The 26,390-nt window shown below is 62.6% G+C and carries 22 protein-coding genes and 1 tRNA gene; 8 read left to right on the plus strand and 15 right to left on the minus strand.

Features of this window, described 5'->3' with window-relative positions; genetic code table 11:
• Positions 1 to 182 precede the first annotated feature (182 nt).
• The 3 genes from AOC05_RS17120 to AOC05_RS17130 all read left to right on the plus strand — a co-directional run bounded on the left by AOC05_RS17120 (position 183) and on the right by AOC05_RS17130 (position 1,373).
• Positions 183 to 365: a hypothetical protein gene (locus AOC05_RS17120; protein WP_197277849.1), complete on the plus strand. Its 183-nt coding sequence runs from the start codon at positions 183 to 185 to the stop codon at positions 363 to 365.
• 345 nt (positions 366 to 710) lie between these two features.
• Positions 711 to 798: transfer RNA gene (locus AOC05_RS17125), tRNA-Ser, on the plus strand.
• A 95-nt stretch (positions 799 to 893) separates the two neighbouring features.
• Positions 894 to 1,373: a glutathione peroxidase gene (locus tag AOC05_RS17130; RefSeq protein WP_062008640.1), complete on the plus strand. Its 480-nt coding sequence runs from the start codon at positions 894 to 896 to the stop codon at positions 1,371 to 1,373.
• Between the two features lie 14 nt (positions 1,374 to 1,387).
• On the opposite strand, the gene AOC05_RS17135 is transcribed toward AOC05_RS17130, so the two are convergent.
• Positions 1,388 to 2,275, minus strand: coding sequence for a hypothetical protein (locus tag AOC05_RS17135; protein WP_062008642.1), 888 nt, complete (start codon positions 2,273 to 2,275; stop codon positions 1,388 to 1,390).
• Between the two features lie 139 nt (positions 2,276 to 2,414).
• Between AOC05_RS17135 and AOC05_RS17140 the strand changes: the two genes are divergently transcribed.
• Together AOC05_RS17140 and AOC05_RS17145 are read left to right on the plus strand one after the other, a co-directional pair.
• On the plus strand, positions 2,415 to 2,714 hold the full coding sequence (locus AOC05_RS17140) for a type II toxin-antitoxin system VapB family antitoxin (RefSeq protein WP_062008644.1): 300 nt from the start codon (positions 2,415 to 2,417) through the stop codon (positions 2,712 to 2,714).
• Positions 2,707 to 3,504, plus strand: coding sequence for a LytR C-terminal domain-containing protein (locus AOC05_RS17145; RefSeq protein WP_062008646.1), 798 nt, complete (start codon positions 2,707 to 2,709; stop codon positions 3,502 to 3,504). Before AOC05_RS17140 ends, AOC05_RS17145 begins: the two co-directional genes overlap by 8 nt.
• Before the next feature lie 9 nt (positions 3,505 to 3,513).
• Here the strand turns inward: AOC05_RS17145 and AOC05_RS17150 are convergent, their stop codons facing one another.
• The 5 genes from AOC05_RS17150 to kynU form a co-directional block, all read right to left on the minus strand.
• Positions 3,514 to 4,140: a TetR/AcrR family transcriptional regulator gene (locus tag AOC05_RS17150; RefSeq protein ID WP_062008648.1), complete on the minus strand. Its 627-nt coding sequence runs from the start codon at positions 4,138 to 4,140 to the stop codon at positions 3,514 to 3,516.
• 45 nt (positions 4,141 to 4,185) lie between these two features.
• The gene (locus AOC05_RS17155; RefSeq protein ID WP_062008650.1) at positions 4,186 to 5,448 is read right to left on the minus strand and encodes a type II toxin-antitoxin system HipA family toxin; all 1,263 of its coding nucleotides are present in this window, start codon (positions 5,446 to 5,448) and stop codon (positions 4,186 to 4,188) included.
• Positions 5,445 to 5,651: a helix-turn-helix domain-containing protein gene (locus tag AOC05_RS17160; protein ID WP_062008652.1), complete on the minus strand. Its 207-nt coding sequence runs from the start codon at positions 5,649 to 5,651 to the stop codon at positions 5,445 to 5,447. Before AOC05_RS17160 ends, AOC05_RS17155 begins: the two co-directional genes overlap by 4 nt.
• Positions 5,652 to 5,943: 292 nt before the next feature.
• Positions 5,944 to 6,945, minus strand: a complete 1,002-nt coding sequence (locus AOC05_RS17165; RefSeq protein ID WP_062008654.1) for a type IV toxin-antitoxin system AbiEi family antitoxin domain-containing protein — start codon at positions 6,943 to 6,945, stop codon at positions 5,944 to 5,946.
• 164 nt (positions 6,946 to 7,109) lie between these two features.
• On the minus strand, positions 7,110 to 8,375 hold the full coding sequence (gene kynU, locus AOC05_RS17170) for a kynureninase (protein ID WP_062008656.1): 1,266 nt from the start codon (positions 8,373 to 8,375) through the stop codon (positions 7,110 to 7,112).
• Positions 8,376 to 8,505: 130 nt separating this feature from the next.
• On the opposite strand from kynU, the gene AOC05_RS17175 reads away from it, so the two are divergent.
• Positions 8,506 to 9,798, plus strand: a complete 1,293-nt coding sequence (locus AOC05_RS17175) for a CynX/NimT family MFS transporter (protein ID WP_062008658.1) — start codon at positions 8,506 to 8,508, stop codon at positions 9,796 to 9,798.
• On the opposite strand, the gene AOC05_RS17180 is transcribed toward AOC05_RS17175, so the two are convergent.
• The 5 genes from AOC05_RS17180 to AOC05_RS17200 form a co-directional block, all read right to left on the minus strand.
• The gene (locus AOC05_RS17180; RefSeq protein ID WP_230085420.1) at positions 9,795 to 11,240 is read right to left on the minus strand and encodes a DUF5129 domain-containing protein; all 1,446 of its coding nucleotides are present in this window, start codon (positions 11,238 to 11,240) and stop codon (positions 9,795 to 9,797) included. The two genes, AOC05_RS17175 and AOC05_RS17180, sit on opposite strands and share 4 nt — an antisense overlap.
• 126 nt (positions 11,241 to 11,366) lie before the next feature.
• Positions 11,367 to 12,530, minus strand: a complete 1,164-nt coding sequence (locus AOC05_RS17185; RefSeq protein WP_082358056.1) for a Wadjet anti-phage system protein JetD domain-containing protein — start codon at positions 12,528 to 12,530, stop codon at positions 11,367 to 11,369.
• Positions 12,520 to 15,900: an ATP-binding protein gene (locus tag AOC05_RS17190; protein ID WP_062008664.1), complete on the minus strand. Its 3,381-nt coding sequence runs from the start codon at positions 15,898 to 15,900 to the stop codon at positions 12,520 to 12,522. Before AOC05_RS17190 ends, AOC05_RS17185 begins: the two co-directional genes overlap by 11 nt.
• Positions 15,897 to 16,574, minus strand: coding sequence for a DUF4194 domain-containing protein (locus tag AOC05_RS17195; RefSeq protein WP_062008666.1), 678 nt, complete (start codon positions 16,572 to 16,574; stop codon positions 15,897 to 15,899). Before AOC05_RS17195 ends, AOC05_RS17190 begins: the two co-directional genes overlap by 4 nt.
• Positions 16,571 to 18,013, minus strand: a complete 1,443-nt coding sequence (locus AOC05_RS17200) for a DUF3375 domain-containing protein (RefSeq protein ID WP_062008668.1) — start codon at positions 18,011 to 18,013, stop codon at positions 16,571 to 16,573. The genes AOC05_RS17195 and AOC05_RS17200 overlap by 4 nt, the downstream gene beginning before the upstream one ends.
• A 314-nt stretch (positions 18,014 to 18,327) precedes the next feature.
• Between AOC05_RS17200 and AOC05_RS17205 the strand changes: the two genes are divergently transcribed.
• Both AOC05_RS17205 and AOC05_RS17210 read left to right on the plus strand, forming a co-directional pair.
• Positions 18,328 to 19,002 (plus strand): response regulator, encoded by a 675-nt coding sequence (locus AOC05_RS17205; RefSeq protein WP_062008670.1) that lies wholly within the window; start codon positions 18,328 to 18,330, stop codon positions 19,000 to 19,002.
• A gap of 344 nt (positions 19,003 to 19,346) precedes the next feature.
• Positions 19,347 to 21,020, plus strand: coding sequence for a ribonuclease J (locus AOC05_RS17210; protein WP_062008672.1), 1,674 nt, complete (start codon positions 19,347 to 19,349; stop codon positions 21,018 to 21,020).
• A 113-nt stretch (positions 21,021 to 21,133) separates the two neighbouring features.
• Here AOC05_RS17210 and AOC05_RS17215 read toward each other — a convergent pair whose 3' ends face one another.
• From AOC05_RS17215 to AOC05_RS17230, 4 genes are all read right to left on the minus strand, one after another.
• Positions 21,134 to 21,562, minus strand: coding sequence for a UPF0158 family protein (locus AOC05_RS17215; protein ID WP_062008674.1), 429 nt, complete (start codon positions 21,560 to 21,562; stop codon positions 21,134 to 21,136).
• A gap of 289 nt (positions 21,563 to 21,851) precedes the next feature.
• Entirely contained in the window at positions 21,852 to 22,313 is a 462-nt protein-coding gene (locus AOC05_RS17220) for a hypothetical protein (RefSeq protein ID WP_062008676.1), read from the minus strand.
• A 109-nt stretch (positions 22,314 to 22,422) separates the two neighbouring features.
• Positions 22,423 to 23,823, minus strand: coding sequence for an NAD(P)-binding domain-containing protein (locus AOC05_RS17225; protein WP_062009988.1), 1,401 nt, complete (start codon positions 23,821 to 23,823; stop codon positions 22,423 to 22,425).
• A gap of 463 nt (positions 23,824 to 24,286) precedes the next feature.
• The gene (locus tag AOC05_RS17230) at positions 24,287 to 25,924 is read right to left on the minus strand and encodes an ABC-F family ATP-binding cassette domain-containing protein (RefSeq protein ID WP_062008678.1); all 1,638 of its coding nucleotides are present in this window, start codon (positions 25,922 to 25,924) and stop codon (positions 24,287 to 24,289) included.
• Positions 25,925 to 26,390: the final 466 nt, after the last annotated feature.

Here is a 26,390-nt window from a genome sequence, read left to right on the forward strand (position 1 = left end):
GGGGCGAATTGGGTGTGGCCGGGATGCGCCATATCAATTTCTGCGCTGCGGTGGTACGTTCGCCACAGAGGGGCACTCCTGACACTAATAACAGGGGTCCCGGACGGCTTTGCCCCCAAGCTTGCCCGAGACCTGAGGAATTGAGGACTGTTATGTACTACGGACTCTTTCAATGGGTATTCATGGTGCTTGCCTTTGTCTTTGGAATTTCGGCGTTGCTGCGCCTTGAAGTGTTTTCCACGCACAGCACCCAACGCACGCACCGACATTCCGGACAACAAGCGCTGCTGTGGATGGCTTCGGTAGCTTGCGCCCTGGTCGGTTTTGTCATGGCCGTCCTGGCGGTACGAGAAGGAATGAGATAGTCCCGTCCATTGTCCGTTTGGATGATAGTTTCAATTCAATACTCTTATGCGGCCGGAATTTGGCGTGCTTTAAATCACAGGCGCATGGCAATGTTGTAAAATTGGAAGTTATATACGTTGCGGAGGGAGTGCCGCGGCGTATATGTGGGTGAGGTCCCTTTGGGGCTGGTCCACTTCTAGAAGGTCTGCCTTCCGATGGACCGAAGCGGAAAATGAGGGTAGTTGGGCTTGAACGGGGTCCCGCTGCCCTCGTTTTTTGCGCTTCCGGGGGTGCTGGATGCACGATTCGTGACTTCGGCACTTTGTCAGGTACTCTTGAACCTGCCGTGTTCACCACGGCAAGCTGGAGGATTCGCCTAGCGGCCTATGGCGCACGCCTGGAACGCGTGTTGGGTTAACGCCCTCGGGGGTTCAAATCCCCCATCCTCCGCCAGCAATAAAGCGGTCCCGAATGGCAGAAATGCCGTTAGGGGCCGCTTTTATTTTGCCCTGCGACATCGGCACAGGGCGCAGGTCTAGACTTTCACTGTGACTACTCAGACTCTTAACATCGTTCCCATTGCCCTCAATGACGGCACCACCTCCACGCTTGCAGCTCTGGCCAACAAGGCCGTGCTGGTGGTCAACGTCGCCTCGGAGTGTGGCTTCACCCCGCAGTACGAAGCCCTCGAGGCGCTCTATGAAAACTACCGCGGACGCGGACTGGAAATCCTGGGGATGCCCTGCAACCAGTTTGGCGGGCAAGAGCCCGGAACAAACGAGGAGATCGGTGAATTTTGCCGCAAGAACTTTGGTGTCACCTTCCCCCTGGCAGCGAAGGCGGACGTCAACGGGGACAGCGCACACCCGCTGTTCAGAGCCCTGACAAACCAAGGGGAGGAGCCGGTTAAATGGAACTTTGAGAAATTCCTCGTCAAGGCCGACGGTACCTTGCTAGCCCGCTTCCCCTCAGCTGTTGCACCCGATGCCCCTGAACTGCTGGCGGCCGTTGAATTAGCTCTGGCTTGACGACTGAGGCGCCCTCAGTCCGTGACGGCGTCGAGCCAGGCGCGCAGGAACGCGGCCCCGGCGTCGTCGTGGATGATTTCTTCGCCCAAGCCAAGGTCGACAGAGGTGAGCACCGCATATGGTTTGGTCGGTACGCCGTCGGCCGGGCGGACATCCACATGCTTGACCAAGTGGTCGTTGTAGTGCAGCCAATCAGCCATGGCGTAGTCGGTGCGGGAATCGCCCATGGTACGCCAGGCTGCGGGCACAATGCCCTGCGCGGCGAGCAATTCCACGGCTCGACTGGCACCCAAATCCTTGCCCAGGCGGATGGACTCAATGTCGGTGGAGATGATGGTGGGATCCACCCGGAAGTCGATGTTGCCCGCCTCATCGGGGCTCTCGTGTCCCAGACGAATAGCCCCCAACCCATGTTGGAACAACAGTTTCATGGCGGCCCCATCAAAGTCCTGCTGTTCGATCAGATAGTCGGCGTTCTCAACACTGACGTGCTGTTCCACCGACACCATCGCCCGCTTGGTCTCGTCAAAAAACATGTGATCGGCGTAGCTGGAGGCCACAAGTGAGCGGACCTGGTCGCCGTAGGCTGCGGGTACGGCCAAATCTTTGTCCACATGGATAGTTCCCGGGCCGTCGGCGGTGAAACTGAACCAGACGGCGCCCTTCTCGCAAATGGCATTGACCACTGCTCCATGCGGGAGGCCGGCGGCGATCATCGGCGCCATGACTTGTTCGGCGATGAACGTGTCGGAGCGGCCGGTGTTGAATACCACGGGAATGCCTGCTGACACCAGCGAATTCAGATCGGCGATGATGCCGGCGTCGACACTGCGGGTGACCGGGCTGGCGATGGGGCCATCCACGTCAAGCAAGAGGGCCAATGGCGGAGTTTGGATAGTCATGAACCCATGATCCCAGTTTTTGGCACCCAGTGCCCATGGCCCGTCCCGAAATGAGCCAAGTGTAACCTTTTGGCAACACGCGGGGCGGCTCGCCTGCGGGACAGTTCCCATCCGGGCATGTTGTCCCTAGTCTGAGGGGGTGATCTTCAAAGCAGTCGGCGACAAGCGACCCTACCCGGACCATGGCCACGTGACGCCCAAGGACTGGGCTGCCGTTGCACCACGTCAAGTGCGTCTGGCGGAACTGGTGACCACCAAGGCGCAGCTGGATCTAGAGGCCTTGCTGGCGGAGGACTCCACCTTTTTTGGCGACTTGTTTCCACACGTTGTCCAGTGGCGCGGGACGCTGTACCTGGAAGACGGCCTGCACCGGGCGGTGCGTACCGCCTTGCACCAGCGCACCATCCTCCACGCCCGTGTGTTGGTGATAGATGACTGAGGGGCCTCAGGACGACGACGTCCTGCTCACCGCCCGCCAAGCACGTAAGGCTGAGCGTGAGGCCGTTCGCCAGGCCAAGGACCTCGCCTATGAGGAGCGTCTGGCCCGCAAGAGATCCAAGGACGGGCAGTTTTGGCACGGGCGTCACATCATTGATGCCGATGGGTTGGCGGAGGCCTTTCCGGAACCGGAAACCCCCGAATATGCCCCTGGAACCGTGCGCCGGCGCATCACGCACGGGGTCACCCTGGTGCTATTGTTGGCCGCCGTAGTGGCCGCAGTGGTGCTTGTGGGGATGGTTCAGCGAGGCGAACTGGAGCTAAAATTTGCCTTTTCCAAGCCCACGGCCCCAGCACTCACCTGCCCGGCACTCACCCTCGACTACCCTGCAAATACCACCGTGAGCGTCAATGTTTTGAACGCCGGTAGCTCTGAGGGGATGGCCGGGGCGGTTGCCGCTGAACTTGGGAAACGTGGTTTTCAGGTCCTGTCCGTAGAAAATGGGCAGACCGAGCAGCGGGCCCCCGCGGTGGTGGTGTCGGGTTCGGCCGGGTACGCAGGCGCCTTCAACCTCCAGCGCAACGTTGTCGGGGCGGAATATGTTCAGGATGACCGCACGGACGCAAGCGTCGATTTCGTCGTGACCGGGGAATACAAGGGGCTGATAGATTCAGAGAAGGTTGATCAGACGCCCGGAGTCCTCTCCTGCCCGAGGATGAGCCCGCCACCGGTGGACCCGTCAACGGTGCCGCCCGCCCCGGACGGCCCAGCGGTTTCCCCGGCAAACTAGTGGATGGCTTTAGCAGACGGTGACGGGCCGCCCATCGTCGTCGAAGGCCGCACCGACGCCCGCCTGGATGAAGCGCACCGCCGCGGCGATCCGGTCCTCATCAGGTGTTGTTGAACTGCCTCTGGACGCACTGGCCGTCAGCGAGCCGTGGATCAGCTGTGCAAGGCCCTCGATATCGGAAGCAGGCAGGTACCCCTGGTCTATGCCGTCGCGTAGGATGTCGGCCAGCAGATGGTTCAGCTCGCCGACGTGGACGCCAAGTTTGGCGAAAGATTCGCGTGAAAGCACCGAACTCATGGCAGGTCCGGGCGGCAGGTGGCGGCGGGTGAGGTCCTCCAGCTGGGCCCGAACGTACAAGGTGAGCCTGTCCACCGGGTTCTCCAGCCCGGCCAGCCTGGTCTTCAGCTCGGTGACGAAGCGGCCGGTTTCATCCAGTGCGTAAGCCACCAGAAGCTGTTCGAGGTCGGCAAAGTAGTTGTAAACGGCGGTGCGGCCAACGCCGGCGGTCCTGGCGACATCCGTCATCGTGAGCCCGGGTAGACCGTGGCTAAACAAGAGTTCGCCGAAGGCGTTGAGGATTTTGCGCTGCGTCTGCTCGCGCTGCGCCGCGTTCGTGGGGGCGGCTATTCGTGGCATATCGACATTTTAGCGTCAATTCGTCAGTAAAAGTATTTCACCGTATCACCGGGCAATGGCCGCGCGCCTGATGGCCAGGACCCGGACGACGGCGGCACTAACCTCCGGCTCAAACGGCAGCTCCGCCGTGGTCAGGACGGAGGCGTCCAGCGCCTTGTCGATGCACTTGGCCACGAGACGCTCGGGCAGGTGCAGGGAGCGCCCAAAGCGGAGCCAGTCGTTGCGCCGCAAACCTGTGCGGCTCCCGGCACGGCCGCCGAGGGGCAGGGCCATACCGGGGTCCCGGGAAGGATCCCCGTCGGTCAGCTCGGTGAGAATGCCGCCTGGCACACCAGCCGCGAAGCCCTGCTCGATCTCCGCTGCCAGTGTGCACTGCAGGTCGTAGGCCGGGGCAACAAAGTACTCGCCCGTGGGTTGTTGGACCACGGAGATGTTCTTGGCATGCAGATTGCCGTTGCCGGTCAGCCACGCAAACATGAACTGTAAGAACACATTCCTGGCGGCCAGTACCTGTGCCGCGCACATCCCGACCACGGCCGTGGCAACGGCCTCCGTGGGAATGCCATATTTCCGGGCCGGGGGTAGGCCAAGTAGCTGGGCGCCATCCTCGAGCGCCAGGCGTCCGCTGGGGGACCGGTCAAAACGTGAGACAAGCAGCGCGGCCTGCCCGGCGCCGTCGTGCACTAAGCGGGCGTTGGCGACAGGGATGTCCAGCTTCCTGGCCTTGGTGAGCAGCAGGAACTCGGTCTGGACTTGGCGGGCGTGGCTGCCGTCGTTGAACTTCAAGATATACGCCCGCGACGGGTCCTTGTCATGGACATAAGAGGCGGTGACCTTGTCCTGCATTCCGGGCAATGCCGAACTGTCAACGGGGCCCGGTATCGCGGCAAAGTCGGAAAACCGGATACGGCCCATGGTCTTGGTGACGTTCAACAGCGGCTGTACCGGCTCCGGCTGCACCCCGGAGGGCATGATCTGCACATCGCCCACAGGGTTGGCGCCGGCCGCCAGCAGAAGTGAAAACTCGTCGGCGATGGTGGTTTTCACGGCCCATCGCAACTTGGCCAGGCGCTCGCCCTCAGGCAGCAGCCCGGCAAAGAACGCCGGGACGTTGCCGTGGCTGAGCGTCACAGGGACGTCGAGGGCCGGCAGGGTGGAGGCGATGGCGGGGCCACCGGAACTCAGGTAGCTGGGCAGGTAGGAGAAGACAACGCCGGTGTGGGCATGACGGATCAGGGACGCCGCCGCACGCCCCTTCTTGTAGACCACGGCGTGGTGGATCCTTTTGGCATCCTCGGGATTCTTCACGGTCGCTGAACGCTCACGCTCAGGCTCAGTCCCAATGCGTTCACCACAGCGTTCACGATGTCCAGGCGCACGGTTTCGCGCCCGTTCTCCAGATCGCTGAGCACCCGGGTGGAGATGTCCGCGAGGTCGGCCGCCTCACTTTGGGTCAGGTTCAGCTCGCGCCGGCGCGCTCGCAGTGTGGCGCCAAGTTGGGCTGCATCCATTGTCGTGTTCCAGCCTTTCAGTGTGGTGGGGCCCAGGGAGGTGGGCGGTGGGGGGCAGGGGCCTCGGGGAGATGCTCCCATCATAAGATGCGGGCCACGAATTTGTGCACGATCATGCTGAACATCCCTGTCCGGCACACCGGGGCCCTGCGCCCGGCGCCGTGGACCTAGACCGTGGCCCTATGGCCAGCGAGCACGGGCTCAAACCGCGAGCACGGGCTCAACCCGCGAACGCACGCTCAACATACACCGTCCTGGCGGGTTGGCACCGTTTTCGGTGCGAGAACGTACTTCATGCCGCAAGGGAACCCCGTTGTGCGCTGAAAACTGCCAGAATTCTCCGCCTCACCTCCGCAGGATTCGACAAGTCCTTCCATTCAAGGCGCACAAATCGCCAGCCTGCTTCAATGAGCCGCTTTTCACGTTTGCGTTCGGCAAGAATCACTTCGGCGGTCGGTTTAAAGTCGAAGTACTTGTAGTCACCGTCAAACTCAACAATGAGCCTCTGCTCCGTCCACACAAAGTCCGGTCGGTACACCCGCCCTTCTACAAGCAGTTCCACTTGTAGTTCGGGCTGTGGGATGTCCATTCCCGCAATGATCAATCTGGTACGGGATTCACCGGGCGACTCACTCCTGCCGTCGAGGGCTCTCAGCACGCGTCGGGCCTTGCGGACGCCACGGCGTCCGACCATATCATTGACCATGGCCCACATGACCTCGCTTCTGGCACCCTTTCGCAGAGCGTGGTCGCCGATGATCACTGCCTCGGCGAACCCGCCAATCCGGGCACAATCCACAACGGTCCGTTCCAACGTCGTTACATGAACCAACTGGCCGTTGCGCAGGCGCATGGAACGGACATCGCCGACTGCAAGTGCCTCGTGGTGGCCGACCACGTCCGTCGGTGTGGACGTCCCGGACGCGGATGATCTCGCGGACACATGCACCTGGGGGCCACAACGCCAGATGAACAGTCCGTGCAACCGGGCCGCGCTGAAGTGCGAATATGTGGGCGTCCCCCGCACGGTAACGAGGTGGGCGAGCAGCCGCAGCCTGTCCTGCTCCCAAGGTTTCAGCGCCCGCCACGTTTGGGCTTGGACGTAGGCGCCCTTGCGAAGCCGGAACACGTGGCCATGTTTCAGTGCCGAAGCAATGGTGCGGTCCCCGAGGCCAGCGTCCATCAGCTGGGCGGTGGTCGCCAATGGCGCGCCCGCCGGCCAGGCCTGAGCCAATCGTTGCGTTGGTGTCTGCTGTCCCATGGGTTGAGTCTTGCCGGTGCTGGTGGTAGTCACAAGACGTGCCTCCCCAGGCTGTGGATAACTTTGTGCGCCCGCTCCGATGGCGAAAACGGGGCCAACTCGCGAACGCCCCGCCAAGATACACCGTTCTGGCGGGTTGGCCCCGATCTCGGCGCAACAGCGCGGGTTGGTCCCGATCTCCGCGCCTGATATGGCTCTTAGGTCACCGCGAGCCGCTCCCGAAAATCGGGGGTGTCCCACAAACGGTTCTCGAGAATGTCGAACAGGGCGTCCACGGCATCCCACACATCCGTGAAGCCCACGTAGAGCGGGGTGATGCCGAAGCGCAGCACATGGGGTTCGCGGTAGTCGCCAATGATGCCGCGGGAAATGAGGGCCGCCATGACGGCGTAGCCCTCCGGATGCTTGTAGCTGACGTGGCTGCCGCGGCGTTCATGGTCCAACGGTGTGATCAGCTCCAACGGGTGATCCCCGAGCCGGGCGTCGACCAGGGCATTGAACAGGTCAGTCAGGGCCAGCGACTTCGCGCGCAGTTCCGCCATGGGAACCTCCAGGCTCACATCCAGGCCGCACTCGACCAGCGCCATGGACAGTATGGGCTGGGTGCCGCACAGGAACCGGCCAATCCCGGAGATCGGTTCGTAAGCATCTTCCATGGCAAACGGGCGTGCGTGCCCCCACCAGCCTGAGAGGGGCTGCCAGAAACGGTCTTGGTGGCTCGGGTTGACCCAGATGAAGGCCGGGGAGCCGGGACCGCCATTGAGGTATTTGTAGGTGCAGCCCACGGCGAAATCCGCCCCTGCACCCGTCAGGTCCACCGGAACCGCACCGGCAGCATGGGCGAGGTCCCAGATCACCAGGGCCCCGCCGCCGTGCACCAAGGACGAGGTGGTGGTCATGTCCCACATGGCACCGGTGCGGTAGTTGACATGGGACAGCGCGACGACGGCCACGTCAGCCCCCAGCGCGGCCTCCAGAGGGAGTTCGTCGTCGATCAGGCGGACTGAATAGCCTTGGTTGAGGAAATCCACGATGCCCTCGGCCATGTAAATGTCCGTGGGAAAGTTGTCGCGCTCGGTGACAATGACCTTCCGCAGAGGATCGCTCACCTGCTGGATGCGCAGTGCCGCGGCCAGCGTCTTGAACAGGTTCAGTGAGGTGGTGTCGGTGATGACCACCTCGCCGGGCCCGGCCCCAATCAAGGGAGCCAGCTTGTCCCCGAGCCGGGCCGGAAGGTCAAACCAGCCCGCAGTGTTCCAGCTGCGAATCAGCCCCGTGCCCCACTCCTGCTCCAACACCCGGGTGGCCGTGGCCATTGAGGTGCGGGGCCGGGCACCCAGCGAGTTCCCGTCAAGGTAGATGACGCCCTCCGGCAACAGAAACTCGTCCCTGAACCGGCGCAACGGATCGGCGGCGTCCGCGGCTTGGCAGGTTTCTCGGGTGGTGGGAAGAGTTGATTCCATGAGGCGTCCTTGCCGTGGGTGTGACGTGGGTGTGAAGGGTGTGCAGGCCAATGCCCAATCTATGGCCGCACTTGTGCCGGGTCAAGGACATTAGATGAGTGTGGGCCGTGGAGATGGCTAGGGTTGTGCAGTGACCAATTTTGTTGTGAAGAAGCCATGGACCGGGCGCATTGGCGCACTGCTGGGAATCATGGTCCTGGCCTTGAGCCTGCGCACCGCAGTCTCAGTGGTGCCGCCGCTGCTCGGTGAACTGCGCGGCGAGCTGGGGTTTGACGCCTCCACGATCGGCCTGCTCGCCATGCTCCCGCCCCTAGTTTTCGCCATTTTTGGTCTGCTGACTCCAGCCCTGGTCCGCCGTTTCGGCTTGGAAAAGGTGCTGGTGGCGGCCGTGGTACTGGCCGTTGCCGGACAACTTTTACGGGCCGGCAGCGGTGCCGTGTGGCCGTTTTTGGGACTCTCCGCCGTGGTTATGGCCGGCTATGGCATTGGCAATGTGGTGCTGCCGCCGCTGGTGAAAAAATACTTCCCCGATAGGGTGGGGGTGGTGACGGCCGGGTATGTGACGCTGCTGGCGGTGGGCACCGCGCTCAGCCCACAGCTGGCAGTCCCGGTTGCCGGGCTCACGAACTGGCGGGTGTCCATCGGCTTGTGGTCCATGGTCAGCCTGGTGGTGTTGCTGCCGTGGGCCATGCAGGCGTGGCGGGATCGCCGTGACAGACTGGTCCTCGCTGGGGCGGACGACGCCGGACTCTCACCCTCTGCTGGTGGTGACGGTACCGTTTCAGCTGTTCCGAAACTGCTGCCTTGGCGCTCTCCTGTGGCGTGGGGCCTGGCTATTTTCCTGGCAGGAAACTCGGCCCAAACGTACGTGTATTTCACCTGGCTGCCGCCTTACCTGTCAGGGCACGGCCTGGACGCAGCAACCGCCGGTTCGGCGTTGGCCTATTTCGCCATTTTGGGGTTGCCGGTGAGTTTGTTGGTGCCGCTGTGGATTCCACGCATGAAAAATCCTATCTTCGCGATCTTGCTCTTTGCGGCGTGCTGGGCGACGGGGCACCTGGGACTGTACCTTTCGCCGTCGGATGGGACCTGGCTGTGGGTGACATTTTCAGGCCTGGGCCAGGGCACCTTTGCCACGGCACTGCTGATGGTGAACCTGCGCTCGCGAACAACCCACGGTTCGGCGGTGTTGTCCGGTTTTAGCCAAGGTGTGGGGTACGCCTTTGCCGGGGTGGCGCCGCTGTTCTTCGGCACCATCCGCGACGCCACAGGATCCTGGACCGCGTCCTTTGCCATGCTGGGAGTTTGCCTGGTCGTCATGTTGGCGGGCGCCGTGATGATCAACCCGAAACGGTACATCGAAGACTCTGCGGTTGTTGCCGTGGCACCTGGCGGAGCCCGTGCTGGCGGTGCGGCTTCTTAGAAGCTTGAGGAACTGCCGGAACCGGAGAAGCTGCCACCGCCGGCGCCGTAGCCGGTGCTGCTGCCACTGGAAGAGGCGGAACTTCGGGCGGATTCGACGCTGGTCCTGGCGCTGGAATAAGCATGGTCAAAGGTGCTGACAGAGTAAAAGACGTTCATCCCGTAGACGGTGCCAAGTATATTGGGGCGGCCATAGCCGGTGGAGTAGTTACGCTGGTCGGTGATGGTGCGCCGCATTTTCTCCGCCTCGGAATTAGTCTTGGCGTACTCTCCGATCAAGTCATCGGAATGGCTACTGAGCAGTTGTCCCAACCCCGCCCGGGTTTCCTTGAGCAGGTCCAGTGCCGACTCGGGCTGGAGCCTGCCTGTTTGGATCTGTGAGGCCCAGAGCTGCAGATTGTCCTGTGTCTGGACCCCGAATGAACCCAGCGCGGCCGCACTGCTCAGACCGCGGGCTTCAGAGCGGTTCAAGAGCTCGGGCAAACGGTCCAAGTCGTCGCGGAGCGGGCGGACCTGACGGTCCCAGGCGGCCTCCCAGCCGGAGAACTTGTTCAGCAGCGTGTTGGTGTCGGCAATGACGTCATCCAGGCCGTCAAGTTCTATTGCGGCGTCGGCGTAGGAGCTGACAATTTTGACGTTCTTGCCCTGGGAAAGTTCCCGCTGGGAGAAGGCGTGCACCTGCTGGTTCAAAACCCCGGCCCGGGCGTAGCCGGTGCTGAAATTGCGGTACTTTTCCAATACCTGGAGCCCATACGTGGAATGCACGGGAATGGTATTGGCGTTCAGCTCGGTCACGTCCAGATCCAGGCTGACATTGGCGAAACTGGCGTCACCGGCCTTCATCAACTCCTCCGCCTTGGACCGGTTGCGTTTCCGAAGGACAAGCCACGTACCCAAGCCCACCAGCGCTGCCCCGCCGGCAATCGAGGCGGTGACGATGAACCCCGGTGAAAGATACCAGGGGCGGTTGATCAGGGCCGCGCCTTTTCTGACGCCGGCGATGGTCCCGTCTGTCCACTGTGCCTGGCCAAAGAGCGACTTGGTGGCATCCTGGATCTTGGCTTGGTCCCCAGCTGAGACCTTGAGGTCCTCGCCCATGTAGGTGCCGACCTTGCGGGCAGTGGGGTCCAAGGCGAAGATGAATAGCCCGTCAGCCCACTTTTGCCCGTCGCTGCTGAGCCATTCGGGATGCAAATCGCGTGCAAGCTCAAGAACCGATGCGTTCAATACATCGCTGCCGGCGACACCGTCGATGGTGACGACGGCAACTTTGGTGGGCTGGCGGAAGTTGATCCCGGCAATCGCTGGCAGCAGCTGCGGCTGGTACAGCACGCCAGCAGCATCTTCGACCACGATGTCGGTAGGTGCGCTTGCCAAGGCAGCCGGTGCCACACCCAACAAGGTCAGCAATGCCACTGCCATAACGGCCAAGATCTTCTTCATTTTCCCCAGTTTCCTCCCAAATGCTTCATAGCTACTCTACCGAATGGAGTATTCTGCGGATATTGATGACGGCGGCGCGTTGGCCTGGCCTTTTGGATGAAGGCCGGGTCTGAACTGTGTGGTGAGTCAGGGTAAGCGTTCCAGGACGAAGTCCCAGCGCAGCAGTTCTTGTTCAAGGCGCAGCCCCGGCCGGTACGTGCCGGCCTGTAGTTGCGCATAGAGGGCGCTCTCCGCCGGTGACAGATGATTTAGCATGGCGTGCGTTGGTGCGTCTTCACGGCCCCAAAAATCCTGGTGTGAGAGCAGGGTTTGTTCATCCATCAGGATGCTGCGCACATGGGGATGGTGGGACCGCAGCTGGTCCAGGATGCCGAAGCCATGGGTGTCGATGTCGCCCCAGTACAACACTTCCTTGGTGCCCAGCCATGCCGCCTCGCGGAGCGCTAGGAAGCCGTACCCGCCACCAAACACGGCCAGGGTGCGGGGTGCCGGTGGCAGGGCCAGGAAATTGACCAGGTTCTCCGTGGTGATGATCGTGTCCGCATCCACCTCCAGTGCGGCGAACGCGGTAGCCGTCATCTCCACGTCTGCCATGCCCGGGACCGGTGACAGGGAGGGGTCCAAATACCGGATCCGGACCCGTTCGGGTGCGGCCAGAAAACCGTGCCTGCGCGCATAGTTCTTCCCGGCCAGGGGCCGGTCCGGCACCAACACTGCCAGCATCCCGTCGATGAGCCGGCGGTGTGTTTCCACGAACTTTGTGTGGACGCCGGGCAGGGAAAGTTGCCGCAAGTAGATGCCCGGGGCCGGGTTGGCGGCGAGCCAGACCGCCACCCGGGCTGCCGTCAAAGCGACCTCGCCGTGCTTGAGTAACTCTAAAGGCCGGCGCAGGGACCAAGCCAGGAGCCCGGCGTCGAGCTCGGCGATGCGGCCAGCCAGCACGCTAAATCTGGCCGCCTCACGGCCCATTCCCAGGAACGCGATCTCGTCCGCGGCAGTGCCAAACACGGCGGCGGAGGGCAGTGTGTTGGCACCAATCGTGTTTGCCCCCACCGAGACGTACTCCAGCGAACAGCCCCGCGGTGCCGGCTCCCACGCATGCGCCCACGCCGCCGCCAGAGCGTAGTCGGTGCGCAACGCGGTGGCGCTGGGATATTTCAGGGCACGACGCCGGGGATACAGTCCCATGGGCAGGGCCGCCTCGCGCAGTAGCTCCCCACTGTTCCAGGACCGGAGCGAGGCGGCACGAATATCCGCCGGGGTGGTCCAATCTGGCGGTTTAGCTACCACGCTTGTCCCGTTCTGCCCGGTATTCGTGAATGGTCATATTGCGCAGCTGAGAATCGTCGCCGGCCTCGTTGGCCACAAAGCCCACATTGGCCACAAACGGTTCAATGACGTGGATCTTTTGCAACGGCGTCACAATGAGCAGCTGGAGTTTCAGCCGTTTGAACAATTCCAGCCCGTATTTGGCCGAATCGTCCGAGCCCCGCCCGAACGCCTCGTCAATGACCACGAAGCGGAAGGAACGTTGGTTGCCCGGGCCTGCCGCAATCCCAAACTGAAACGCCAACGCGGCCGCCAAAATAGTGTAGGCCAGCTTTTCCTTTTGCCCGCCGGACTTCCCACCGGAATCGGTGAAATGCTCGTGTTCCTCACCGGTTTCCGTCCATTTTTCCGAGGCTGAGAACGTGAACCAGTTGCGCACGTCAGTAACCTTTGCCGTCCAGCGCTCGTCCAGGCTGGTTCGCCCTTCGCGGCCCCGGAAACGTTCCACGAGCGCCTCAACCTGCAGGAACTTTTGCTCGGAATACTGTTCCTGCGCGCCGATGGATCCCTCGGAGCAGGCCCTCAGCTCGGTGCCAAACTCACGCACCTCGGGATCAGAGGTTGGCTGCGGTTCCAGCTGAATGTGCCGTCCCGGGTTGTATTCAATCCGGGCCAGGGACTCATTGATTTCACCAATGCGGGAGACGATGTCCTGCTTGCGGGCGTCCAGGAACGCGTTGAAAGCCACGATCTCATGGATGGTGTTTTGCGTCAGAGATTCCTTGAAGCGTTCGGCAAAGCGGGGGAGGTCGTTATCCACCAGCTGGCCCAGGATCTTGTTGAACTCCCCGGCGGACTCCAGGGACGCATCAAGCTCAGTGGTCTCGGACGGGTATTTGTTGCAGAAATCGGACATAAACCGGATGGTGGTCTCCGCTGCCCGGATCACCTGCCTGTTCAGGGCGTCGATGCTGGCAGTAAGTTTGTCCCGCACCTTGCTTTCAATCTTGGAGGTGTTCTTGTAGGTGAGGGTCTCCGACTCGAGTGCCGCCTGGGCGAGCCTGCCCACCTCAGCCAGCAGTCCGGCGTCGGACGTCAAAGGCGCCTCGGCAAGGGAATCCCGGCAATCCGCGATCTGCTCCGTGATGCCCTGGATGCTGTTTTTGGTGGCGCCGATGCGCTCGGCCAGGTTGCTGAGTTTCTTGCTGGCCTTGTCCAGCCGCGCCTTGGTTGCGGTTTCGCGCTCGGTGAGTTCGCGCAGGATGTCGCTGGATGACTCCAGAACGGCCTTCTCCTGGGCCAGGTTTTCCATGGTGCGCACCGTGGTCCGCCAGTCCAGCCCGGCAAAACTTCCAACGGCGGTCACCGTGCCGATGTGCTGTTGCTGGCGGCCCAGGTTGCCCAACTGGGCGTCGATCCGGCCCAGCCCGTCGGCAGCCGTGCGGACCTGTCCCTCTGCCTGGTCCAAGGCGGAGCGCAGCCGGGCAATCTTGTCGTGGTTGTCCCAGCCCAGCACATACGTGGAGCGGTCCGTGAGCGCCTTGCGGTCGTCCTTTTCGTGGCGTCCGCCGCCGCCCTTGAGCTGGCCGTTGATGGTGAGCGCCTTCGGATAACGGCGGAATTCATCCATGGCTTCGCAGCATTGGTGGTCAAAGCGGTGGCCCAGCTCATCCAGCAGGAATTCACGCAACGGTGTTCCCGGCTTGATGTTCAGTTTTGCGGCCAAGGTGCCTGCGGAGGCTGTGCGCGGGGAGGAAATGTCGGGAACCTTCAGATACACCAGCCGGGCGCGCAAGTTGTTGGAGTCAACCCAGTTGCTGACCGCGGCGTAGTGCTTGCCGGTCACTAAAAGGGACAGGGCGAAGCCGTGGAGTGTGCGTTCCGCGGCGCCTTCCCAGGCTGCCTCGGAATCGCGGACCTTGAGCAGCTCGCCGGCAAAGGGCAGCTCCGCCTCGGTGATGCCTGTTCCGTCGCAGAGCCTTTGCCGCAGTGAGATCAGCCAGCCGGGCAGCAGGTTTTGCCGGTTCAGCAGGCTTTTCAGCTCTTCTTTGTACTCTGCCGCCTGCTCCGTGGCCTCGGAGCGCTGGCGGTCAAGGGCCGTGCGCTGTTCCTGAAGTTCCGCATTGGCCTCGGCCAGGTGCTTCTCCACCCCGGGCAGTGCTGCGGCGTTGGCGTCAAAGACCACCTGGTCTTCGGGCTCGAACAGGCCCAGAACCTTGGCTGCTTCAGAGTATGAGCTGTAGCGGCCGCGCTGGGCGCCGGACTCGATGGATAGCCGGGCCAGCTCGCCTTCAATGGCGGCAATCCGGCCGCCGCCGCTGTTGCGGATGTCATCTCGCAGGTCCGCCAGCTCGAGGTTGAGCCGTCCAACCTCCGCAGTCATGGCGGTCTGCTGTTCCTCCACCTTGGCGCTGGCGCGTTCCAATTCCAACAGGTGGGCTTCGCTGAGTTCCAGCTTGCGGGTGGTGAACCAGGGGGAAAGCTGCTCGCGTTGCTGGTGCGCATTCTCGTAGTCAACGGTTAGCGAGGCGTGACGGGCGGCGTTGTCCCGGACAGGTTCCAGCATGCGGATCTGGTCTTTGGCGCGCAATACGGCGTCGTGGGCCTTTTTCAGGTCCTCAAAGTGGTGGAGCAGGTTTTTGATGCGGGTTTCAACATCGTCCTCCTCCAGCATGTTGGTGCGCACAAAGTGGGTGATGTTTTCCACCTGCTTCATGGACACAGTGCGGTGGAACAGGTCCATGGCCTGGGAGGAGCCGATGCCGAAGTGGCGCTTGAACGAGGCCCCATACTTTTCAAACACGTCAAAGATGGCCGTGCCGTCGTTGCGCAGCCGCCGCTTCAGCTTCGCAATGTCCGCGCCAAAGTCGGAGAAGTCGCCCTTGATGGACTGCTCCCCCTCCGCGATGGAGTAGAAGCGGGTGGGCTGACCGGCTTCCTGCGTGGCCCACAGCGTAATGGCCAGCGTGACCGTCTTGTCCAGGGTGGCATTGTGGAAAACGCCCAGCACCACCGAATATGTGCCGGGACCGCGTAGTGCCACGGGCCGGGAGGTGTCGCCAATGCCGCTGCGGGCGCTCTTGTGGAAGCCGCGCACGTATGACATCAGGCTGCGTTCCTTCTTCTGCGCACCCGCAGCCTTGTTGTACTCAATCTTGTTGGCCGGCAGCAGCAGCGTGGTGATGGCATCCACCACCGTCGACTTCCCGGAACCGATGTCGCCCGTCAACAGGCTGTTCTCGCCGTCGAGCCGGAACGTGCGCACATCCTTGTTGAACGTGCCCCAGTTCAGCAGCTCCAGACGGTGCAGCCGGAATCCCGGGCGGGTGCCGGCGTCGTCAATGGTCAGGTCGTCGAGGCTGAAGAGGCCCGCCTGTGCCTGCGTGCTCATGCCGTGGCCGCCTTTGCTGTTTTGGATGACTTACCTGATGAAGGTCCGACGGCGGATCCGTCACCGTCCAGAGTTGCCCGGTAGTCGGCGAGGCGGGCATCGAATTCCTCGAGCCACTGGGCGTCAACGTAGGCCTTCAGGATGCGGGCCACCTCATAGGTGTCGTCCTGGCCGCGGAGTTTGCGCAGGAAGCCCAGCTCGGTGACCTTTTTGATGTTGCTGGCAAGCTGGTCAAGGATGCGGGCCTCGTTGCTGGATTCGGGGAGGAACACGGAGACCATGTCACCAATCTGTCCGGAGGTCATGATGAGGCGGGTTTCGCTGTTTTGCTGGTCAAATTCGGCCAGCCGGGCGCGCAGCAGGGCCAGTAGGAGGCTGACGTGGAAGGTGAGCTGGCGCCGGGGTATGAGGCGGGGGAGGCCGGCGTCGGCGTCGGGGTTGGAGCGCAGGAACGCGTACCCTTCGGCGTCGTCGAGGACCAGTTCCAGGCCCAAAACTGCCACGTAATCACGGGTTTGGGCGGAGAGTTCCATGAGCCGCTGCCACAGCCGCTCATCACCGTCGCGGTACACGACGCCCTTGAACAGCTTGGTGACAACCAGCGGCAGCCCGTCAGGCGTTCTGCTGGCCGGTTCCTGGAGTTCACCGCATTCTTCGAGGGAGATGGTGGTCATGACGGCCTCACAAAGATGATTTTTTCGACGGTGGCTTCGCGGAGGCTGCCATCGGGTAGCGTCCAGGAAAGGGTCTGTTCCGTGTCCGGGTCAATGACTGCGGACGTGGATTCTGTGGCGAGCTGGAAGTAGCTGACGATCTCGGCCAGGCCCTGGCTGAGCGGGTAGGCGTCGGTGACGTCCGCGAGTGTGGCCTGTTCGGCGTCCGCGAGGACAGCGTCAATGTTGGCTTCGAGCCTTTGCTGGTCAACATAGAACTGGTCAAAGAGCGCCTTGGCGTCCACGTCGAGGTCTTCGGCGACGCTGACGGCGTCGTCGATGGCCACCTGCCGGCTGGGCTCGTAGAGGGGCCGCTCGAAAGGCAGCGCGACGGGCACGTCGTGGCCGGTGAGCTCGGCAAACACTCCGGTGGGCGGGGTGGCGCGGACTGCGACGGCGCCGGATTCGATGTTGCGGATCAGCGCCATGATGCGCTTGTTTTCAAGGAACACCTTGTCGTCGAGCAGGCGCCGGATTTGGGCCGAGAGTTGGCGCACCGTGGACTGGGTTTGCTCGACGGCGGGCAGCCAGTCCTTCTGCATCGAGGTGATCGAGTTCAGGCCGTCCTGCGTGGCGAGGGCCTGGATTTGGGTGGCGCGCTCCAGCAGTTCGTGCAGTTCGGAGCGCAGCTGCGGGGACATGAGGTAGTCCCAAAAACCCTGAAAGGTGCGGCCCTGCAAGGAACCGCTGATGTCCTGTTGGGAGGAGAAGATGGATTCCAGGAGGTCGCCCTGGCCGCCCTCCCACATGGAAATTTGCTCGCGGAGGTTGCGGTCCAGCCTGCGGAAGTTCGTCTCCACCTCCCGGAAGTCGGAGAGCAGGTCCTTGGCCTGGGTGGTGAGCTGGTGGAAATGGTCCACGGCTTCCGGGCCTGTCATGACCGGGATGGTTCCTGAACGGATCTGCTCCATTTGGACGTCGATGTCATCGCGTTGGCGCTGCAATTCAGCCAGCCTTGCCTCGGGGTCTGTTTCCGAGCCGTGGACCAGGGCCTTCAAAAGGTTGAAGATGCTGGATAGGCGTGACTGGGTGGGTACAAAGTCGCGGCCCCGTAAGGACTCGACCCATCGAATGACGTCCTCGGTGGCGGCGGTGAGGTCGTAGACGGGCTCATCCCGGTTTTCAGCGTAGAACTTTCGCAGCCAGGCCTTGTCCGGTTCGGCCCAGTCGTCAAGGTACTCGCCGGCCGTCCGCGGGAACCTGTCCTCTCCGAGGGAGTCCCGCAGGCTGAACAGGACATCGTCAAGGACGTCAATGAGATCCTGGCGGCCCAGGTTCCGCTGGTTGGGGTCGGTGAAGGCTGTCATGAAAAACGTCAGGGCCAGGGGTGCGTTTTGGGCGCGGAGCAGGGACCATCCGGCGTGGTTCTCACGCAGGGAATTGATCGAAAAGTAGTCCATGCTGGCGCTCCGTTGTGCTGCGGTTGCTTATAGGTCAATCGTAGGCGCGGGGTCTGACAAACGTTCATTGTTGCCCAAATCCCAGAGGTATATTGCGTGGCACGTCAGACTCTTGCGCCCCGGTTAAATTGCGGCCGTAGCGGCCCCGGCCGAGTGCCACGCCTCAAGGAGTCGCACATCGCCGGACACGAGCACCGCTGATTGGTCCGTTGCAATGAGCAGGCTGGCAGCACAGTGCGGCCCATCATGGCCGCGGAGTCTGAAGCGGCCTGCAGCACCCGCGCCGCCGCATCAGTGATGCGTCGGGTTCGACGATGTCGATCCGGCTCATGGCGGTGGCCCTGAGCAACCGCGAATTCGTCTCTTCGCACGCCCGCTTCACTGGTGTGGGGGAGGCCCATACAGGAGCGGAGGCAGTGGCGCTCATCGAAAAGCTCGGGCCCGACGTCATCCTGCTGGACTTCTACCTGCCCGACTTCACCGGGCTGGAGGTGCTCACGCGCCTCAGCATGAACCTCAGTAGCCAGCTCGAGGTAATTGCAGTCACGGCTGCCCGGGATCTGGATAGCGTACGCGCTGCCCGGGCCAAAGGTGTTAGGCACTACCTGGTCAAGCCGTTCATGGCCTCCGCCTTGTTCGAACGACTCGACGAGGTCGCACGGCAATATGACACTGTCCGCAGGACGTCCCGGGGCAGGCTCCTGGACCAGCAAAGCGTGGACGTCATCATCGCCAGCACCGGTGAACGTCATGTGCCCCCGCCCAAAGGGCTCTCCGAAGTCACGCTCCAGCGAGTCCACCTTGCCCTCCAGTCCGCGGGAACAGGTGTCTGTGCCACCGAGCTGGCCGAACTGGTGGGAATGTCGCGCGTGGCGGCCAGGCGCTATCTGGAACACCTCGTGGATGCGGGCAGGGCAACCCTCACCCCTCGCTATGGCGGGGCCGGGCGCCCCGAAAACCGGTATAGGAGTGCCCCGGAAAAACCGTGAACAGGCAGGAGTACGGTTGCGGGGCACGTGCCTGTCCAGGTGAGCCAGCACACGCCAAAACGGGCGTGGCGGTGGGAACCGGCCATCCGGCGTCGGGCATGAAGACAAGGAAAAACGGGGGCTGGTGACAGGGCTTGGGGGCCCGCTCAGCCCAGTAAATACCGGGCCGGAATTGGCGATCCCTTTCATTTGCCGGGGCGGTGGTAAAATCGCACATAAGTACGCACACAATTTTTTTAGTGATGCTGGATCCGCCTTGAGGCCGACCGCGTTGCGCAATAAATAGGCAGTGCATCATCGCCAAACCGGCGCCACCTGCCGCAACTATATAGAGAACGGACCCCATGAGAAGAACCGCCCGCCAGACCCCGCCCGCCCTTGCCGAAGGGGCAATGCGCATCGTCGCCCTCGGAGGTTTGGGGGAGATCGGCCGCAACATGACCGTCTTCGAATTTGCAGGAAAGCTGTTGATCGTTGACTGCGGGGTGCTCTTCCCTGAGGAGCACCATCCCGGCGTGGACTTGATCCTGCCTGATTTCTCCTACCTGAAGGACCGTTGGCAGGACGTTGTGGGCCTGGTGCTCACTCACGGGCACGAGGACCACATCGGCGGCGTGCCGTACCTGCTCAAGCACCGCGCCGACATCCCCGTCATTTCCGCCAAGCTGACCCTGGCCTTCCTCAAGACCAAACTTGAAGAACACCGGATCAAGGGCAAACTGATCCAGGTCAAGGAAGGGGACCGTCGCAAGTACGGCCCGTTCGACGTCGAATTCCTGGCCGTCAACCACTCCATCCCCGACGGCCTGGCCGTTGCCATCCGTACCCCTGCCGGCTTGGTGTTGGAAACCGGCGACTTCAAGATGGACCAGTTCCCGCTGGACAAGCGCATCACCGACCTGGCCGGCTTTGCCCGGCTGGGCGAGGAAGGCGTGGACCTGTTCATGCCCGACTCCACCAACGCCGAGGTCCCCGGCTTCCTGGCCGCCGAGGCCGACCTGATCCCGGCCATCGACCAGGTCATGCGCACGGCCCCGCGCCGCGTGGTGGTTTCCAGCTTCGCCAGCCACGTGCACCGCATCCAGCAGATCATCGATTCCGCGCACAAGTACAACCGCAAGATCGCGTTTGTGGGCCGCTCCATGGTCCGCAACATGACCACTGCCCGCGAACTTGGCTACTTGAAGATTCCGCGCGGCATGCTGGTCGACGCCAAGGAACTGGCCAAGATGGACGCCACCAAGGCCGTCCTGATCTGCACAGGTTCGCAGGGCGAGCCCATGGCAGCCCTGGCACGGATGGCCAACGGAGACCACCAGATCAACCTGACCGAGGGCGACACCGTCCTGCTGGCCAGCTCCATGGTGCCCGGCAACGAGTCCTCGATTTACCGTCTCATCAACGACCTGACCAAGCAGGGCGCCAATGTGATTCACAAGGGCAACGCGAAGGTCCACGTCTCCGGGCACGCCAGCGCCGGCGAACTGGTCTACTGCTACAATCTGGTGCGCCCCAAGAACGTCATGCCGGTGCACGGCGAATACCGCCACCTGAAGGCGAACGCGGCACTGGCCGTACGCACCGGCGTCGACCCGAAGAACGCGTTCATCGTTGACGACGGCACGGCGCTGGACCTCAAGGACGGCGTCGTCAAGATTAGCGGTTCCGTCCCCGCCGCCTACGTGTACGTGGAGAACATGGTTGCCGGTGCGGCCACCGAGGAGTCCTTGCAGGACCGGATCCGCCTGGCCCAGGACGGCGCCGTCACGGTGTTGCTGATCGTCAATCCCGACACCGGCAAGATCGAAGAGGACCCGGAGTACTTTGCGGTGGGCTTCAACCTCACCGACAAGGACATCGAGAAGGCCACTGGCATCGTGGAAAAGACGGTTGCCGGGCTCCGCGGTGAAAAGACCGGCCACGGCGCCGAAAAGGCCATTGCCGACGCCCTGCTGCGCTGGTCGGACCGCGCCCTGCGACGCAAGCCGGTTTACACGGTCATCATCGTAGAAGCGTAAACAGCACTGCTTTAGCAAAGGCCCGGAGGGTGTCCCTTTTCCGTCAAGGATTTCAGGGGCACCGTCCGGGCCTTTGCTGTCAACCGCGCGTCGGCTGGCGTCGGCTGCGACGATCAGGCGATGGGGCGGAGCTGGACCACGGTTGCCTCAGCCTCGGCAGATTCCACCAGGCCGTTGTCCCGCAACCATTCGATGGCCCTGACTTTCATGATCGCGTCATGGAATTCGTTCCAATCGGTTTGCTCCTGCGGGAATTGGTGCAGCGCGTCCTTGAAATGCCGGAATGGTTTGCTGCGGTCGATTGACCGGGCGAGTTCGGCCCGGCAATGCGGGTCCTTCACGCTGAAAATGAACGCCTCCATGTCCCCGAAGACCTCGAAGGAATCAATGGCCTCGATGCGGACGCCGCCGCGATCCTCGATGTCCCAGCCTTCGGCGTCGGCTTCGTCTGCAGCTTCTTCGCCCCACAGTTGAATCCGGCCGGTGGCAGGGTCCATCCAGAAGAAGGTGTCGTAGTCCATGAAATGGTTTTCCAGTGCCATTGCCAGGCTCGTAAGATCTACATCACTTATATGCAACACGGCACGGCCTTCCGACATGGGCCCTGGGGGTTATAAAACGACCCATAACTACCATGGTTCTCCCTGCAACTGATTAGGGCAAGAGACGGGGGCGGAACTGGGCTGTGAAAGTTCCACTCGCGTTTTGGTGGTCCCCTGCTGAAGAGCCATCCGGTCCTAGTCGACGCCGTTCCAGCACGAAAAACCGTTGAGGGGGCAGATCACCACACCAATTAGGGTGGTGATCTGCCCCCTCAACGGCGGCGGGGCGCTACTTCATGCCGCCGTTGCGGATGCCAGGTTGGGTGTAGGTCCTGGCCAGGACCGCTAGTGCCAGTGCGGCAACCAATAGACCGAAGTCACGCAGGGCCACGTCGTAGAACCCCGAGTATGTGAGCAGGTTGACGATGATCCCCGCCAACCAGAGTGCCACGACAAACGCTGCATACCTCGGGCGGAGCGCCACCATGATTGCCGTCGCGATCTCCACCACGCCAATGATGAGCATCATGGTGTGGGCGCTGAACGGGGAAATACCCAGCAACCACGGTGCAAGGTAGTTTTCCCAGTTGGCGAGGACGTTGAAAAACTTGTCCAAGCCCATGATCGTGGGGATTGCAATGAAGCCAATCCACAGCATCAGGAATGCCCCATAAGCTGGCTCGGCCTTGGTGCGCTGCAGCGCGTGGCTGGCGAGACCGGTGGACGGTGCGGGAACTGAACTGGTAGCCATGACTTCTCCATCTAAAAACGTAAATTATGTTTTTAGAATGCGCCTGTTTCGCAACCATGTCAATGGGCCGTCACAAGTTGCTTGTCCGGTCCGCTTTATTGACTAGGCGCTATTTGGCGCTGAACTCCCCGGTGACGGCGGCCAGAGTGCCGGTGTCCACGTCCTGGGACGGGCCGTGGAGGTAGCGCCCCAGCGAATCATCCATGGCGTTGAGCCAGCGAGTGTGGTGCTTGGTGGCCATGGTGCCGGTGACCACGGAGCGGTGGACCATGTCCCGGTAGCCCAGGATGTCGGTTTCCTTGTGGCTCATCCAGTCTTTGAACAGCTGCGACACCGAGTCAAGGTCGAACGGCGGGTAGTCGGTGGCGGCGATGAGCTCACGCAGGTAGTCCGACTGGAAATCCGCCTCGGCGTTGTGGTCCGGCAGCGCGCTCTGGCGCTCGAGCCAGAGCTGGATGTCCGCCTCACGCTCGGCCAGCGACGGCAGCTCAATCGCGCCGATCATGACGTCGCGGGCGTACCAGGCCTGCGCGTCGAACATGTTGAAGGTGTAGTACTGGTCCTGCGCGCCAAGGTAGAACAGATTGGTGTTCTGCTGCCACACCACGCCCTTGTAGAGATTGGCCGGATACAGCACGTTCTTGGATTTCAGCGTCAACTCGCTGGGCAGGAACGGGTACTTGTGCTGGTACCCGGTGCATAGTACGACGGCGTCAAACTCGCCCTGGGTGCCGTCCGAGAAATGCGCAGTGCGGCCCTTAAAATGGGTGACGAGTGGGCGCTCAACGGTGTTTTCGGGCCAGTCAAAGCCCATGGGGGCGGTGCGGTAGCTGAAGGTGACCGATGCCGCGCCCATCTTGTGGGCCTGCATGCCAATGTCCTCGGCGGAGTAGCTGCTGCCGATCATGAGTAGGTTCTTTGCGGCGAACCGCTCGGCGCCGCGGAAGTCGTGGGCGTGCAGGACCTCGCCGGGGAAGGAGTTGATGCCCTTGAACTCGGGGACCTCAGGGATGGAGAAGTGGCCCGTGGACACGACGAGCTTGTCAAAGACGTGGTCGGTGGTGGTGCCGTTCGCCAAGTTCTCCACGGTCAACGTGAACTCTTCGGTTTCGGCGTTGTAGCTGGTGTGCCGGGCCACGGTGTTGAACTGAACATACTTGCGGACGTCGGACTTTTCGACGCGGCCCTTGATGTAGTCAAAGAGGACCTCGCGCGGGGGGAAGGAGGAGATGGCGCGGCCAAAGTGCTCGTCGAAGGAGTAGTCGGAGAATTCCAGGCATTCCTTGGGGCCGTTGGACCACAGGTGACGGTACATGCTGGAGTGCACCGGCTCGCCGTGCTCATCCAGGCCCGTTCGCCAGCTGCTGTTCCACTGCCCGCCCCAGTCGCCCTGCTTCTCAAAGCACATGATCTCCGGGATGTCAGCACCTTTTTTGCGCGCTGATTCAAATGCCCGCAGTTGTGCCATGCCACTGGGGCCCGCACCAATGATTCCGACTCGCAATGTCATGCTTTTCTCCTCATTCATTGGATCGATTTCAGCCGTCGCATATGACGCTTCAAATCCACACTCCGGAAAACGTCGGTGGCCTCAGGCGGCGCATCCGTGGCGGAGCTACAAAGCGCACGATGCGCGGCGGCAGTTCAAACTGCGGCAGTGGTGCAAGCAGCGGAGGCTGCCCGGGGCCCATGGAATCAATCCCGCCCAGGTTAAATGGCGGGAGAAACGGCCCTAATCTTGGTGGCCGAAAAGGCAATCACCAAGGATCTGAAGATGGTTTGCTGCCGATCCAATGAGGCAGCGCACCTGTTACCCATTGCAACATTTTAGGAATATTAAGTCAAAGTCATCCAATAGATAAGGAAATCTAACTCATTGACCTCGTGGAAATGATACGGGGGCCATTGTGGTGATTCGCCCCTGGTCGGCCAGCGGCGAATCACCACAACGGCCCCCGAGAGGTGCCAAGGGGCTAGAGTACGGTGACCTTGCCCTCGCGGACGTCCCAACGGGTGTCGAGATGGACGTTTTCCAGCAGGCGCCTGTCGTGGGAGACCAGCAGAAGCGTCCCTTCGTAGCCGCCCAGCGCCTCCTCGAGCTGCTCGATGGCAGGCAGGTCCAGATGGTTGGTGGGTTCATCCAGGACCAGGACGTTCACGCCGCGTGCCTGCAGCAGGGCCAGCGACGCGCGAGTACGTTCGCCGGGGGAGAGGCTGCCCACCGGACTCGTTACTTGGTCTGCCTTGAGCCCGAACTTGGCCAGGAGCGTGCGCACCTCGGCCTGGTTCAGCTCGGGCACCAGGTCCTCGAACGCGGTGCCCAGCGGGGTGTCCTCCGGGAACTGGCTGCGTGCCTGGTCGATCTCGCCCAGAGCCACGTTGGCGCCCAGGGAGGCAACGCCGTCGTCCGGTTCCTGGCGGCCCAGGAGCAGGCGCAACAAGGTGGACTTGCCAGCACCGTTGGGGCCGGTGATGCCGATCCGTTCTCCGGCGTTGACCTGGACGGAGACCGGGCCCAGGGTGAAACCGTCGTGGCGGACCGTGGCCTGGTTAAGAGTGGCTACAACGGTGCTGGAGCGCGGGGCGGCACCGATGCTGAACTGCAGTGCCCACTCCTTGCGCGGTTCCTGAACCTCATCGAGGCGGGCGATCCGGGATTCCATCTGGCGCACCTTTTGGGCCTGCTTCTCGGAGGACTCGGTGGCTGCCCTGCGCCGGATCTTATCATTGTCCGGGCTCTTCTTCATGGCATTGCGCACGCCCTGTGAGCTCCATTCGCGCTGCGTGCGGGCCCGCCCCACCAGGTCCGCTTTCTTATCCGCGAACTCGTCGTAGGCCTCGCGGGCGTGACGCTTGGCGATGGCACGCTCCTCCAGGAACGCGTCGTAGCCGCCGTCGTACACGGCCACCTTGTTCTGGGCCAGGTCCAACTCCGCTACTTTGGTGATGCAGCGGGCCAGGAACTCGCGGTCGTGGGAGACGAGCACGACGCCGCCGCGCAGCCCCTTCACGAACTCCTCGAGCCGGGCCAGGCCCGCCAGATCTAGGTCGTTGGTGGGCTCATCCAGCAGCACGATGTCGAATCGGCTCAGTAAAAGTGCGGCCAAGGCGACGCGGGCCGCCTGGCCGCCGGAAAGCCCCGTCATGACGGCGTCGGGGTCCACATCCAGACCCAATTCGTCCAGCGTGGCCGGGATCCGCTCGTCCAGGTCTGCGGCGCCGCACGCCAGCCAGTGGTCCAGGGCGTTGGCGTAGAGGTCATCGTCCTCGGCATTGCCGGAGCCCAGCGCCTCTGCGGAGGACTCCATGGCTTCGGTGGCCTCGCTGCACCCAGTGCGCCGGCCAATGTAGGCGGCGATGCTCTCGCCCTCAATGCGCTCATGCTCCTGGGGAAGCCAGCCGATGAAGGCGTCCTGCGGGGCCGTTCTGACGGTGCCGGCCTGAGGTGTGTCGGCCCCAGCCAGCAGCCGCAGGAGGGTGGACTTGCCCGCCCCGTTGGCGCCGACGACGCCCACCACGTCGCCCGGGGCGACGGTGAGATTGAGGTTGCTGAACAAGGTGCGATGGGCGTGGCCGCCGGAGAGGTCCTTGGCCACAAGTGTTGCGCTCATAACTCAATCTTAAGGAATGTTTGACACGGCCATTTACCGTGGCCGTTCACGGCGGGCTTGCCGCGGACAAGCCCGCATGCGCTCTGGCCGGTCGGGCGGCAACCCTCATCCCCGTCGTGGGGTGCCCCAGGCGAGGATTCGACACTCGTTCGGCCTTGGGCTGTGCTGGTGTAAGTATGGCGTGGCGCCCTGCCCTCGCTGACGACGCCGGACAGCTGCCGGCCTGGTGGGGGACGACGTGGCCGCGAGCCCGGTCGAGGGCGCGCCGGGGGGCATCACCAGAGGCGCCGAAGGCGACCTTGACGTGCGCGGCCTTTTTGGCCTTGATAAGTGAATTCGCCTAGGATTTAGCGCAATCAGGCTCAATGTCAGCATTTTCGGCCCCCGAGAGCCAAAGAACGCTATGAGGAACTGGCCCGCACGGTGGAGTCGCGATGCCCCGCACTCGAGGATCTAGCAAATTGAA

This window comes from Arthrobacter alpinus (assembly GCF_001294625.1).
Taxonomy (GTDB): domain Bacteria; phylum Actinomycetota; class Actinomycetes; order Actinomycetales; family Micrococcaceae; genus Specibacter; species Specibacter alpinus_A.